This is a genomic window from Nocardia sp. bgisy118, from assembly GCF_057708605.1.
This window is the reverse complement of record NZ_JBYISM010000021.1, coordinates 52,031-65,169: the sequence shown is the minus strand read 5'-3', so window position 1 is coordinate 65,169 and position 13,139 is coordinate 52,031. Positions and strand designations below refer to the sequence as shown.

Sequence of the window (13,139 nt, the reverse complement as noted above, 5' to 3'; positions counted from 1 at the left end):
TCTGGCAGGACGATCGAGATGAGTTGTGCGCACACGCATTGACCGACATGCGTACCTGGATTTCGGAGAAGTGCCACGATCAGATCGACGTTCCAGAGACGGGCTACGTCGCAGCCACCATTCGAGAGGGAGCGTCGGACTGCTCGGTCGACATCATGGTCGAACAAGCCGGCGCGCACGATGCTTCGATCACGGCGCTGCGAACCGCCATGGCGGAAGTCAGGTCGGACGGAGTGCGCTGGAAGATAACGCTCCGAGTTTGGCAGGAGCCCGCGACCGGTACTGGTTTCGTATGGACCGACCTCTCCGCCGTCGGCGACAACCCCAATCTGCGAACTCTCGCTCCGGCGGCGCCGCGGCTCGTGCGGAAAATGCTGTCCACCGCGACGAACCCTCGGGTAGGGAGCCAACCGTCGTGGTCCGCAGATCGATCAGAACGAGATGCTGCACCAACTGGAATTGGCAACCGAGAACGCTCAGTATCTGCAACGGAAAGTCGAGTACTACGAACAACTGCAAGGCGGTGTACTCAACGCCGTCCCCGCACCCGGCGCGACTGCCGAAATTCCCTCCATCGCGGCCAACCCAACCGACGCGGTCCGCAAAGCGGTCGCTCACCCGATGGTCGGGGTCCGCGGCCGCCGTGCACGCCTCGGTCTCAGCCCGCCGCGACAGGGATCGCGACCGGAGACGGAGCCGCCACCGGCGACAGATCCGAGGCGGTGGCGCGGTCCAGGCCGCGACGGTCGTAGAGGTGGGTGGCGAGGACGCCGAGGATCAGGCCGATGGCCAGGCCGAGCAAGGTCATCCAGAGGCCTTGGCCGAGGCCCGCGGAGGCGCGGGCGTCGAAGAAGAGGATGGCGCGCACGGCCAGGTAGATCTGGTGCATGGGTTCGAAGGCCGCCAGATTCGAGATGTAGGAGGGCGTGGCCTCCAGCGGGACGGTGGCGGCCGACGAGGGCAGGCCGAGCACCACGAACAGGATCAGGTTGACCAGCAGGCCCGCGGTGCCGAAGGCGGCGAGCACCGCGAGCGCGGTGATGCCGACGGCGATGATGGCCAGGGTCCCGTACAGCCACAGCAGCGGCCCGTTACCGAGCGGGATGCCCAATGCCGTTGCGACGCCGAGGAACATCGCGGACAGGATGGGCGCCGCCGTGGCGATGACGCCCCACTTGATCAGCAGGGTGCGCAGGCGCGAGACGCCCGTGGCGGGCGGCTGCACGAACCAGGGGCCGTACTCGGTCGGCGTGAAGCCGAGCACCGAATCGATGAGCGTGTGGATCATCATGGCGCCGGTGAATCCGGCGAGCAGCAGGATCAGCGTGTAGAAGAAGGCGACGAGACCCTGCCCCGCGCCGTCGTCCATCGGCCGGTAGGGAGCCGTGACGATCTGCACCGGGTCGGTCAGCTGAAGCCTTGCGGCGCCGCTCATCTCGACGGGAGCGCCGTTCGCGAGCGCGGCGTTCACCTGATCGGTGAGATTCTTGCCGACGGTCTCGTTCACGCGCGTCAGCGCGCGGTCGGCGATGCGCTGCATGATGCCGGTGGTGTAGGGCCCGATGCGCGGATTCGTCTGCACCGTGATGACCGGTCGCTCGATCTCGCCGGGCACCACCGCGGCCGCGCCGAGAATGGCGAGGCGCTTGGTGAAGTCCGACGGGATCACGATGGCGCCGTACACCTCGCCGTCCTGCAGCTGGTTGCGCGCCTCGGCGATGCCGACGACGCGCAGATCGACGGTGTCCGAAGGGATTCCGGCCGCCAGCGCGTCGGTGACCTGAGCGCCGATGTTCGCGGGCTTGCCGTCGAGGGTGTCGCCGACGTCCTGGTTGACCAGCGCGACGGGAAAGTCGTGCAGGTTCTTCTCGGTATTGCTGGCGTAGCCGAGGTACATGGTGGCGAGCAGCCCCGCGAACACCATCAACACGGCGATCGGGGCGGTGAAGGTCCGAACCGTCATACCGAAAAATGTAGGCAGTGCCTACAAAGTAGTCAACGCCTACATTTTGTTATCCTGCATACACCATGCCGAGAACCCGAACACGCGCCTACCATCACGGCGACCTGCGCGCCGAGTTGCTGCAGCGCGCCGAGACCACACTGCGGGAATCCGGCGTCGACGGCCTGTCGCTGCGGCAATTGGCGCGCGACATCGGCGTCAGCCACGCGGCGCCGACCAGGCATTTCAAGGACAAGCAGGCGCTGCTCGACGCGCTCGCGGTGTCGGGGTTCCAGCAGCTCGGCACCGCGCTCGAGACGACCGCGGTCTGCGACTCGGTCGGCGGCCCGATCCGCGACATGGCGCGGACCTACCTGCGCTTCGCCACCGAGAACTCGGCCCTGCTCGCGCTGATGTTCGCCCGCAGGCACAGCCCGGCCGCGGGCGACGCGATGTCCGAGGCGGTGGACCGGGCCTTCGCCGCGCCGGTCGCGCTCATCGCGAACGCACAGGCGCGCGGCGAGGTGATCGCGGGCGAACCCCGGCGCATCGCCCTGTCCGCCGTCGCCATCCTGCAAGGCTTGGCCACGTTCGTCGGCTCCGGCGTGATCGCCGCCGACGCCGCCGACGAACTACTGGACGAGATGACCAGCCACATGCTGGACGGGCTGCGCCCGCGACGGTGACCCGGTCGGACCGGCTTTCCACACACCCCTCGCACGCTTCACACAATCAATGCCTCTGTGCGGCGGGCGGGAGATGTGTGGGGCCGAGGATCAGTGCGCGGCGGAATCCCAGCTGCGCCCGGTGCCGACCGACACGTCCAGCGGTACCGAGAGATCGATCGCGCTGGACATCTGCTCGCGGGCCAGCCGCTCCAGCGCCTCCCGCTCCCCCTCGGCGACCTCGAAGACGAGCTCGTCGTGGATCTGCAGCAGCATCCGCGAGCGCAGGCCCGCGTCGCGAATCGCGCTGTGCACGTTGATCATCGCCACCTTGATGATGTCGGCGGCGGTGCCCTGGATGGGCGCGTTGAGCGCCATCCGCTCGGCGGCCTCGCGGCGCTGCCGGTTGCTGGAATCCAGGTCGGGCAGGTAGCGGCGGCGGCCGAAGAGCGTCTCGGTGTAGCCGACCTTGCGCGCCTGCTCGACGACCTCGTACAGGTAGTCGCGGATGCGGCCGAAGCGGGAGAAGTAGATGTCCATCTGCTCCTTCGCCTCGGTGGTGCTGATCTTCAGCTGCGCCGAGAGACCATAGGAGCTCAGCCCGTAGGCGAGGCCGTACGACATGGCCTTGATGCGCCTGCGCAGTTCCGGGCTGACCTCGGAGATGGGGATGTCGAAGGCCTTGGACGCGACGAAGCTGTGCAGGTCCTCCCCGGAGTTGAACGCCTCGATCAGGCCCTCGTCGCCCGACAGGTGCGCCATGATCCGCATCTCGATCTGGCTGTAGTCGGCGGTCATCAGCTCCGCGTACCCGGCGCCGACCACGAAGGTGTCGCGGATCTGGCGTCCGGTGTCGGTGCGGATGGGGATGTTCTGCAGGTTCGGCTCGGTCGAGGAGAGGCGTCCGGTGGCCGCGATGGTCTGATTGAACGTGGTGTGGATGCGCCCATCCTCGGCGACGGACTTCAGTAGCCCGTCCACCGTCACCTTGAGCCGGGTGGCGTCGCGGTGCGCGAGCAGGTGCTCGAGGAACGGGTGCTCGGTCTTCTCGAACAGCGATTCCAGCGCGCCGGCGTCGGTGGTGTAGCCGGTCTTGGTGCGCTTGGTCTTGGGCATGTCGAGCTCGTCGAACAGCACCACCTGCAGCTGCTTGGGCGAGCCGAGGTTGATCTGCTTGCCGATCACGCCGTAGGCCGCCTCGGCCGCCTCGCTCACCTTGTCGGCGAACCGGCGCTGCAACGTCTCCAACAGCTCGACGTCGACCGCGATGCCCGCGTCCTCCAGGGTGGACAGCACGCCGAGCAGCGGCAGCTCCATGTCGGTGAGCAGCGCGGTGGACTCGATCTGCTCGAGTTCCTGGTCGAGCGCGGCGGCCAGGTCGAGCACCGCGCGGGCGCGCAGCATCTCGGCCTGCGCCAATTCGGCGTCGACGGTGTCCTCGTCGTCGAGCAGCGAGAGCTGCGGCGTCACATCGGTCTCCGCGCGCAGCTCGCGGTGCAGGTAACGCAGCGAGAGGTCGTCGAGGTTGAAGCTGCGCTGGCCGGGACGGACCAGGTAGGCCGCCAGCGCGGTGTCGCTGGTCAGTCCGGCCAGGGTCCAGCCGCGTCCGCGCAGCGCGTGCCCGGCCGACTTGGCCTCGTGCAGCGCCTTGAACACCGTGGCATCGGCGAGCCAGGCGCCGAGCGCGGCCTCGTCCTCGGGGGCCAGCACGGTGACATCGATGTAGCCGCCCTCGCCGTCGGCGGCCGCGATCGCGATCGCCTTCACGTCGCCGTTGCCGGGCGATCCCGTGCCGACCACCGAAACACCGTGCCGGACACCGGCTTTCGCGTGCTCAGTGAGCCACTCGCCGACCGCGCCGACGGCCAGCGCGCCGCCGGAGATCTCGAAACCGGATTCGGCCTCCGGCTCCGGCGCGGCCAGGGTCTCGAACAGCCGGTCGCGCAGCACTCGGAATTCGAGGTCGTCGAACAGCTGGTGGATCTTCTCCCGGTCCCACGGCGCCTGCGCCAGCTGGTCGGGGGTGTAGGGCAGCGGCACGTCCTTGACCATCTCGGTGAGCTGCCGGTTGAGCACCACGCTGCTGAGATTGGCGCGCAGCGCGTCGCCCACCTTGCCCTTCACCTGGTCCACCTTCTCGACCAGGCTGGCCAGATCGCCGTATTCGCGGATCCACTTGGCGGCGGTCTTCTCTCCCACGCCGGGGATGCCGGGCAGGTTGTCGCTCGGGTCACCGCGCAGCGCCGCGTAGTCCGGGTACTGGATCGGGGTGAGGCCGTATTTGGCCATCACCTCGTCCGGGGTGAACCGGGTCAGGTCGGAGACGCCCTTGCGCGGATACAGCACGGTGACCTCGTCGTTCACCAGCTGGATCGAGTCGCGGTCACCGGTGACGATGAGGACCCGGAAGCCCTCGGCCTGCGCCTGGGTGGTGATGGTGGCGATCACGTCGTCGGCCTCGAAGCCGTCGATCGCCATCACCGGGATGCCGAGCGCGCCGAGCACGTCCTTGGTGAGCTCCACCTGGCCGCGGAACTCGTCCGGCGTCTGGCTGCGGTTGGCCTTGTACTCCGGGTACGCCTCGGTGCGGAAGGTCTTGCGGGACACATCGAAGGCCGCGGCGACGTGGCTCGGCTTCTCGTCGCGCAGCAGATTGATGAGCATCGCGGTGAACCCGTACACCGCGTTGGTGGTCTGCCCCGTCACCGTCTTGAAGTTCTCCGCGGGTAGCGCGAAGAAGGCGCGATAGGCGAGCGAATGCCCGTCCAGCAACAGCAGTGTCGGCCGGTCGCCGGGGGCGGCGGCGGTGGGACGCGAGGCAGTCGTGGGTGAGCTCACGCCCCAGAGTCTAGGGACCGGCACCGACAAGCCGATACGCCGACACCGGGACACGCGCCGCACCGGCGCGGGGAGGCATGACGAGGCCGCAGCGGCGCGGACCTATTCGACGTTCTTCTGCTCGGCGTACCAGGTGTTGCACTCCCAGGTGTCGCCTTTGTCGGAGCCCCACTTCCACCAGCCCCACACGTTGTGGCCCGCGCCGCGCACCCGGGTTGCGCCGGGGCGATCGCCCGCGGCGCGCGCCCGGTCGGCTGCCTCGTCCCAGGTCTGCTGATCGATGTCGCCGCGGCCGTGGTTGATGCCGAAGAACATGCCCGCGAAGCACCCGGCTTGCAGCTCGAGCCGCCTGCTCAGTTCCAGGCCCGCCGCGGTCTGCCAGCCCGCTTCGGTACGCCGGTCGGTGTAGGCGCGCAGGACGCCGACCACCTGCTGGATGTGGTGGCCGTACTCGTGGGCGAGCAGCGCCAGCTGCGCGCCGCGGCGCGAACGCGCGGTAGCGGCTCCCGCGGCGTCGTACGGGATGACGATCGTCTCGTCGGTATCGCAGTACGACGCGGGCCGCCCGTCCTGCGGGCAGGGGCTGCGCACCGCGTCGACGGTCGCGGGCGCGTCCAGCCGGGCCGGGCGGAACGGCAGTCCGGCGCCGCGCAGCGTCGGCTCCCACGCCGCGTCGAGACAGCGGACCGCGGCGCGATAGAACACCCGCGCCGCCTCGGGCTCGTCGCGCCATTCGGGCAGTTCGCAGTCGACCCGTCCGAGCCCGACGTGTTGGGCGAACAGCGGATGGTCCGTCAGCGCGTATACCGGGCGGCTCACCGAGACGTGCGAGCCCGCCAGCGGCAGCCCGGCCAGCGGCGCGGGCGCGATCGGCGGCGCGGCGTCGCGCGCCGGATTCGTCTCCTCGCCGAGCGATCCGGCGAAACCGGGGCCGGTCGAGACCGATGATTTCCCGGTCCGCAGCTCGCCCGCGTCCGCGGGCGAACCGCTCACCGCGGCGATACTCGCCGCCGCGCCGAGGACGACCGCACCGCAGAGCAGCGCGATCAGGATCCGTCTTCGGATTCGAGTTGCCAAGAGCCGGTTCATCGTCCCCCCTGACCGTGCTTCGTCAACGCACCTTCATGGAACCGGACGCGACGGCCACCCGCAACTCGAGTGTTCCGAGCCGAGCGCTCACAGCGTGCCGGCCAGCTCCCTGAGCACCGGCAGGCTCACCGAGCCCGAGCCGAGCACCACATCGTGAAACGCCTTGATGTCGAAGCGCTCCCCCAGCCGTTCGGCGGCCAGCGCCCGCTGCTTCCGGATCTCCAGCTGGCCCACCTTGTAGGACACCGCCTGGCCGGGAATCGCGATGTAGCGATCGATCTCGACGGTGATCTCGGTCAACCCCACCGGTGCGTTGGCCACCATGAAGTCGATGGCCCGCTGCCTGCTCCAGCCCTTCGCGTGGATGCCGGTGTCCACCACCAGGCGGCAGGAGCGCCACGAATCGCCCGCCAGCATGCCGAGCCGATCGAGATCGTCGGCGTACAAACCCATCTCGTCGGCGAGCCGCTCGGTGTAGAGCGCCCAGCCCTCCACGAACGCGGTGTTGGCGAAGGACTGCCGCTGGAAGCGCGGCAGGTGTTCGAGCTCGTTGGCGATGGTGAGCTGCAAGTGGTGTCCCGGGATCGCCTCGTGGTAGGCCACCGCGGCGGTCTCGAAGCGTCCACGCCCCTGCGGCTCGTGCTGGTTGACGAAATACGTTCCCGGCCGGGAACCGTCCGCGGCGGGCGGGAAGTAGTACGCCGTCGGGGCGTCGGCGGCCAGGAAGTCCGGCACCGGCACGATGTCGCAGGACTGGCGGGGCAGCCTGCCGAACCAGTTCCCCATCTCGGCGGTCGCGGCGTCGAGGCAGCGTTTGGCGTCGATCATGATCTGCTCGCCGTCGCGGTAACACAGCTCGGGATCGTCGCGCAGCTTGCCGAAGATCTCCGCGAGATCCGACGTGCCCCACAGCCGCGCGCCGACCCGCGCGTATTCCTCACGCAGCAAAGCCAATTCGGAAAGACCCAGTTCGTGGATCTCCTCCGCGCCCAGATCGGGCAGCGTGGTGTGGTGGTGCAGCAGGCTGCGGTAGATCTCGGCGCCGTCGTCGCCGAGCCAGCACAGACCGCTGCGCTCGTCGGGCCTGGCGGCGGGCAACAGCTCGTCGGCCAGCGCGTCGCGGTACCGCCGGAACGCGGGCCGGATCACGTCACCGGCGACCTGCGCCAGGTCGGCGCGCCAGTGGGCCTCGCCGTCCCAGTCCTGCGGTCCGGCGAAGGTGACGAACGGATCGCGCGCCGGATCCGAGGCCAGGTAGCCGTCCAGCTGGTTGAGCGAGCGCTCGATGGTGATCCTGGCGGGCGCGCGGCCCGCGGCCAGACCGTCGCGGAAACGGTCCACCGCCTGGCTCAGCATGTCGCCGAGCTGTTCGTGCCGCCGCAGCAGCGCCCGCGCGTGCTCGGGTTGCGGCGCGTTGATCTGCGGCGCCGTGGTGAGCAACGCCGCGTGCACGCCGTCCATCTGATCGGAGGCCATCTCCAACGGCCGCCAGCCCAGATGATCCACCGCCGTGGCCAATTCCGCGCGCAACAGACTGCGGGTCACCCGATCGGTGGGCGAGAGCTGGGCCGGGTCGAGCGCGTCGACCCGGCCGAGCAGATCGCGCAAGGAATCGAGCCGACGCTGTTCGGCGTCGAGCGAGAGATCCTCGATGCGATCGTCGAAACGGTGGTCACCCAGCAGCGTCGCCAGGGTGGGCGCCGCCGCCAACGTCTCGTCCCAATACCGGTCGGCCAGCCCGAGCAGCTCCTCGTCCATGAACGCACTGTATCTTTGGCGCGCTGGCGCGCGCGGGTGTTCGCGGCCCTTATGTCTCGCTTCCGAGCGATCGAGACTCGCGACTTCGTCGCATGCGCTTCGATCGCTCGGAAGCTAGACGGCCGCGAACGGGCTCGTAAGACTCGCCCTCGGAGTGGCTGGAAATGCGGGGTCGGCCCGTTTGTCCCCAGATATGGCAGCCAGTGCGCGCAGCGCTTTGCAGTCGCCTTCGTATCGCTTGCCAACGATCGAGACTCGCGACTTCGTCGCATGCGCTTCGATCGCTCGGAAGCGAGACGGCCGCGAACGGGCTCGTAAGACTCGCCCTCGGGGTGGTTGGGAGTGCGTGGATGTGCGGGCCAGCTGGATGAAGTCCGCCGGAGTCCGTAGTGCGGACGAGCCGCGCCAATTGGCCACGGCCAGCGAGCCGACCAGATCCGACCGGCTGGAGTGCGGGACGGCACCCTCGGGGAAACCGCGGGTGCCGTCGCAGGCGGTGCGCCTTATCCGACTCCGAGGTAAGCCGACTTCACCGCGGGGTCGGTGAGCAGCTGGCTGCCGCTTCCGGTCTTGGTGACGCCGCCGGTCTCCAGGATGTAGGCGCGGTCGCTGCGGGCCAGCGCCTGCTGGGCGTTCTGCTCGACGAGCAGCACCGTGGTGCCCTGCCGGTTGATCTCCCCGATGATGCGGAAGATCTGCTGAATCACCATGGGCGCCAAGCCCATGGACGGTTCGTCCAGCAGCAGCAGGCGCGGTCGCGCCATCAGCGAGCGGCCGATGGCCAGCATCTGCTGCTCGCCGCCGGAGAGCGTGCCGCCGACCTGTTTGCGCCGCTCCAGCAGCCGGGGAAACAGGTCGAACACCCAGTCCAGGGTCTGCTGGTATTCGGCCTTCTGCGCGAAAGTGCGCCCGTAGCAGCCCATGTCGAGGTTTTCCTGCACCGTCATGCCGGGGAAAACGCCTCGGCCTTCCGGCGCCTGGATCAACCCGCCGACCACCCGTTCGTGCGCCTTCATCGTGGTGATGTCGCGGCCCTCGAACCTGATCCGCCCACGCGTCAGGGGCAGCAGTCCCGACAGCGCGCGCATGGTGGTGGTCTTGCCCGCGCCGTTCGCGCCGAGCAGGGTGACCAGCTCGCCCTCCGCGACTCGCAGCGACACGCCGTGCAGCGCTTGGATTCTGCCGTAGTTGACGACCATGTCGTCGACCTCGAGCAACGCGGGCGCGTCGCTGAAATCGCGCTCGGGTGGAGTCTGCTCTCCCTCCGCCCCCGGCTCCTTCCGTACGCTCACCGACGGCCCGCCCGGCGGCGTGATCGGCAGCTTCCTGGTCGGTTCGTCCGCCGACTCCGTTGCGCCGGAGCCCCATTCGCCTTCGCCCTCCGAACCGGGTGCGCCAGGGCCGGAGGCGCCCTCGTCCGCCGAGGACGCAGGCTTCGATTCCGCCTCCGCATCGGGCACGCCGAGGTATGCCGCGATGACCCCGGGATCATCACGGATCTCGCCGGGCAGCCCGTCGGCGATCTTGCGGCCGAACTCCAGCACCACGATCCGGTCGGTCACGCCCATGACCAGTCGCATGTCGTGCTCGATCAACAGCACGGTGAACCCGTCGTCGCGGATCTTGCGGATCAGATCCATCAGCGCCGACTTCTCGCTGGGGTTGAAGCCCGCGGCGGGCTCGTCCAGGCACAGCAGTTTCGGTTCGGTGGCCAACGCGCGGGCGATCTCCAGCCGACGCTGATCGCCGTAGGACAGGTTGCGCGCCTTCTCCACCGCGCGCGGCGCGATACCGACGAACTCGAGCAGCGCCATTCCGCGCTCGATGGCGTCGCGCTCCTCGCGGCGGTGCCGCGGGCTGCGGAACACCGCGCCGGGCACCGAGGTCTTGTGCCTGGCGTCGGTGCCGACCACCACGTTCTCCAACGCGGTCATCTCGCCGAAGAGCCGCACGTTCTGGAAGGTCCGGGCGATGCCGAGCCGGGTGATGGCGTTGCGCTTGGTCTTGGTGAGCGGCTGGCCGTCGAAATACACCAGACCGGAGGCGGGCTTGTACACGCCGGTGATCGCGTTGAAACAGGTGGTCTTGCCCGCGCCGTTGGGACCGATGAGCCCGAGGATCTCGCCGCGGCGGATCTCGAAACTCACCTTGTCCAGCGCGGTGAGTCCGCCGAACTTGACGGTCAGTTCCTCGGTCTTCAACAGCGGCGCGCCGACCTCGGTCTCGATCGTGCGGTGCGGCGCGACCACCTCGGCGACGGTCTCCTTGTCGCCGAGTTCCGGAATCACCGCGGTGACGTCGACCTCGCCCGCGCTCTTCGCTTCCTGCGGTGGCGCGGCGTAGCCCGCCGCCATGTCCTCGTTGTCGAACAGCGCGTCGCCCGCGCCGGGCCCGGTCATTTCGCCGCTCCGATCGGCTCGCCCACCGTGGGTCTGCGCACGGCCTGGTACACCTGTCTACCGTAGGTGAGCAGCTTCTGCCGGACCGGGAACAGACCCTGCGGCCGCAGAATCATCATCACCACCAACGCGATTCCGAAATACAGATACTTGAGGTCGCCGAGCGACTGGGCGCCGCCCTTGCGGAACAGCAGCACACTGCCCAGCAGCAGCGCCGCCATGACGCCGGTGAACACCATGCCGGTGATCAATCCGCGGCGCGGCCAGGCACCGAACTCGCGACCCTTGTACCGCCACAGCACCAGCAGGCCGACGAACAGCGCCACATCGGCGATCAGCAGCACGTAGCCGGTCGACTCGTCGTCCACCAGTTGCACCGAGGTCAACCGCTTGGGCAGGTAGGCGATGATGAACGCGCCGAAGATCACTCCGAGCTTGTTGCCCTGGCCACCGATCACCACGGCGCAGAGGAACAGCATCGAGTTGATGATGTTGAACCCGGTCGGGTTGATGAACTGCACCTGGCCCGCGTACATCGCGCCGGACAGCCCGCCGACCGCGGCGCCGATCAGGAACGCCCACAGCTTGAACTTGAACGTCGGCACGCCCATGATCTCGGCGGCGTCCTCGTCCTCGCGGATGGCCACCCAGGCGCGGCCGACCCGGCTGCGCTCCAGGTTGCCGACGATCAGCAGCACGATGATGACGAGCACCATGCCGAGCCAGAACCAGTAGGTACCGTAGCTGGCCCGGTCGAGCAGGTTGGCGCTGTCCGGATCGCCGGTGTTGCCCGCGGAGAACACGCCGTTGGGCTTCTCCGCCGACTCGCCCACGTGCGGGTACGCCACCCCCGACAGCCCGAGGCTGCCGTTGGTCAGCTCGTGCAGGTTGTCGGCGAGCAGTCGGACGATCTCACCGAAGCCGAGCGTGACGATCGCCAGGTAGTCCCCGCGCAGCCGCAGCGTCGGCGAGCCGAGGATGAGACCCGAGAGCGCGGTCACCGCGACCGCGATCGGCAGACAGGCGAGCCACGCCCACTCCGGATCGAGCCAGCCGCCGTCGGTCTGGTTCCACGGACTGTTCGGACTGGTCAGCAGGCCCACCGTGTAGGCGCCGATGGCGTAGAAGCCGACGTAGCCGAGGTCGAGCAGACCCGCCTGTCCGACAACGACGTTCAGGCCGATGGCGATCAGCGCGAACATCGCGAACTCGGCCATGACGAGGCCGAAGTTGTAGGCGGGGGTGTCCAGAATCGGCGGCGGGAAGAGCGGAAGCAGCGCGAGGGCGAAGATCGCGGGGACGCCGACGGCCCATTGCGCGGGCCGCGACAGCCCCTCCCACCAGGTGCGGAGCGCGTCGCCGACGCCCTGCCTCGGCGCCGTCTTGGTCAGGTCGGTCATGCGCGGGCCCTCCCGAGGCTCTCACCGAGGATGCCGGTCGGCCGGACCATCAGCACCACCACCAGCACGACGAACGCGACCACGTCGCGCCATTCGATGCCGAACAGGATCTGCCCGTACTGCTCCACGACCCCGAGCAGCAGACCGCCGAGCAGCGCGCCGCGCAGATTGCCGATGCCGCCGAGCACCGCGGCGCTGAACGCCTTGATGCCGAGGATGAAGCCGCCCGAGTAGATGATCGCCGGTGGGATCTTGATCGCGTACAGCGTCGCTGCCGCACCCGCGAGGACGCCGCCGATGAGGAAGGTCAGCATGATGACGCGTTCACGGGAGACGCCCATCAGCGTCGCGGTGTCCGGGTCCTGCGCCACGGCGCGGATGCCGCGGCCGAATTTCGTTCTGTTGATGAGCATTTCGGTGGCGATCGCGAGCACCACGGCGGACACCACGATCAGGATCGCGATATTGGTGACGTCGGCGCCGCCGAAGCTCAACTGCACCGTCGGCTCGACGAGCTGCACCGGCTGCTGGGCGTTGGTGCCGCCCAGATCGGGATTGATCTTCGGCAGGATGAAGTGCACGAACTCCTGGATCACGAACGACATGCCGATCGCGGTGATCAGGAACGACAGCGGTTTGGCCCCGCGTTTGCGCAGCGGGCGATAGGCGACCCGCTCCAGTCCGACCGCCGCGCCGCCGGACACCAGCATGCCGACGATCATCGCCAAACCGATGTAGACGACCGTCAGTAGCACGCCCTGGTTGTAGACATCGGGGCTGGCGGCGAAACCGAACAGCATCAGTCCGATCAACTGACCGAACATGCCCAACATGAATATTTCCGAATGGGCGAAATTGATGAGCCGAAGTACGCCGTAGACCAGGGTATAGCCCACCGCGACCAAGGCGTAGATGGATCCGTAGGTAACTCCGTCGACGGTCAGTCGCCAGAATTGATCGATCACTCCCTGATAGTTGAAGTCGATCGAGCCGTCGGCGAGGTATGCCACGCCGGCCAGTGCTGATGCTGTCATTCGAATATTGCCCT

At 68.4% G+C, this 13,139-nt stretch carries 8 protein-coding genes and 1 pseudogene; 1 reads left to right on the top strand and 8 read right to left on the bottom strand.

Annotation, left to right across the window (positions count from 1 at the left end; genetic code table 11):
• Positions 1-658: 658 nt before the first annotated feature.
• Entirely contained in the window at positions 659-1,963 is a 1,305-nt protein-coding gene (locus AC3EO7_RS24215) for a YhgE/Pip domain-containing protein (protein ID WP_435592458.1), read from the bottom strand.
• A gap of 65 nt (positions 1,964-2,028) precedes the next feature.
• Between AC3EO7_RS24215 and AC3EO7_RS24210 the strand changes: the two genes are divergently transcribed.
• Positions 2,029-2,628 carry a TetR/AcrR family transcriptional regulator gene (locus AC3EO7_RS24210; RefSeq protein WP_431970694.1) on the top strand — a complete coding sequence of 200 codons (600 nt, stop codon included), beginning with the start codon at positions 2,029-2,031 and terminating at the stop codon, positions 2,626-2,628.
• A gap of 90 nt (positions 2,629-2,718) precedes the next feature.
• Here AC3EO7_RS24210 and polA read toward each other — a convergent pair whose 3' ends face one another.
• The 7 genes and pseudogenes from polA to AC3EO7_RS24175 form a co-directional block, all read right to left on the bottom strand.
• The gene (polA, locus tag AC3EO7_RS24205; protein WP_435592457.1) at positions 2,719-5,445 is read right to left on the bottom strand and encodes a DNA polymerase I; all 2,727 of its coding nucleotides are present in this window, start codon (positions 5,443-5,445) and stop codon (positions 2,719-2,721) included.
• A 102-nt stretch (positions 5,446-5,547) separates the two neighbouring features.
• Positions 5,548-6,522 (bottom strand): neutral zinc metallopeptidase, encoded by a 975-nt coding sequence (locus AC3EO7_RS24200; RefSeq protein WP_435592456.1) that lies wholly within the window; start codon positions 6,520-6,522, stop codon positions 5,548-5,550.
• 99 nt (positions 6,523-6,621) lie between these two features.
• Positions 6,622-8,292, bottom strand: a complete 1,671-nt coding sequence (locus AC3EO7_RS24195) for a DUF885 domain-containing protein (RefSeq protein ID WP_435592455.1) — start codon at positions 8,290-8,292, stop codon at positions 6,622-6,624.
• A 503-nt stretch (positions 8,293-8,795) separates the two neighbouring features.
• Complete coding sequence (locus tag AC3EO7_RS24190; protein WP_431970824.1) at positions 8,796-9,491, bottom strand: ABC transporter ATP-binding protein; 696 nt, start codon at positions 9,489-9,491, stop codon at positions 8,796-8,798.
• A 174-nt stretch (positions 9,492-9,665) separates the two neighbouring features.
• A pseudogene (locus AC3EO7_RS24185) lies at positions 9,666-10,691 on the bottom strand (ABC transporter ATP-binding protein); the annotation flags it as partial.
• On the bottom strand, positions 10,688-12,091 hold the full coding sequence (locus tag AC3EO7_RS24180) for a branched-chain amino acid ABC transporter permease (protein WP_431970690.1): 1,404 nt from the start codon (positions 12,089-12,091) through the stop codon (positions 10,688-10,690). The pseudogene AC3EO7_RS24185 and the gene AC3EO7_RS24180, both read right to left, overlap by 4 nt.
• A complete protein-coding gene (locus AC3EO7_RS24175) occupies positions 12,088-13,125 on the bottom strand; it encodes a branched-chain amino acid ABC transporter permease (RefSeq protein WP_431970689.1) in 1,038 nt (345 codons plus the stop codon). Before AC3EO7_RS24175 ends, AC3EO7_RS24180 begins: the two co-directional genes overlap by 4 nt.
• Between the last annotated feature and the right edge of the window lie 14 nt (positions 13,126-13,139).

What these genes read in the sequence shown, in the direction of transcription:
- AC3EO7_RS24190 (WP_431970824.1), bottom strand. Translation starts at nt 9,491, where the DNA reads ATGGTCGTCAACTACGGCAGAATCCAAGCGCTGCACGGCGTGTCGCTG.
- AC3EO7_RS24215 (WP_435592458.1), bottom strand. Translation starts at nt 1,963, where the DNA reads ATGACGGTTCGGACCTTCACCGCCCCGATCGCCGTGTTGATGGTGTTC.
- AC3EO7_RS24175 (WP_431970689.1), bottom strand. Translation starts at nt 13,125, where the DNA reads ATGACAGCATCAGCACTGGCCGGCGTGGCATACCTCGCCGACGGCTCG.
- AC3EO7_RS24180 (WP_431970690.1), bottom strand. Translation starts at nt 12,091, where the DNA reads ATGACCGACCTGACCAAGACGGCGCCGAGGCAGGGCGTCGGCGACGCG.
- AC3EO7_RS24210 (WP_431970694.1), top strand. Translation starts at nt 2,029, where the DNA reads ATGCCGAGAACCCGAACACGCGCCTACCATCACGGCGACCTGCGCGCC.
- AC3EO7_RS24195 (WP_435592455.1), bottom strand. Translation starts at nt 8,292, where the DNA reads ATGGACGAGGAGCTGCTCGGGCTGGCCGACCGGTATTGGGACGAGACG.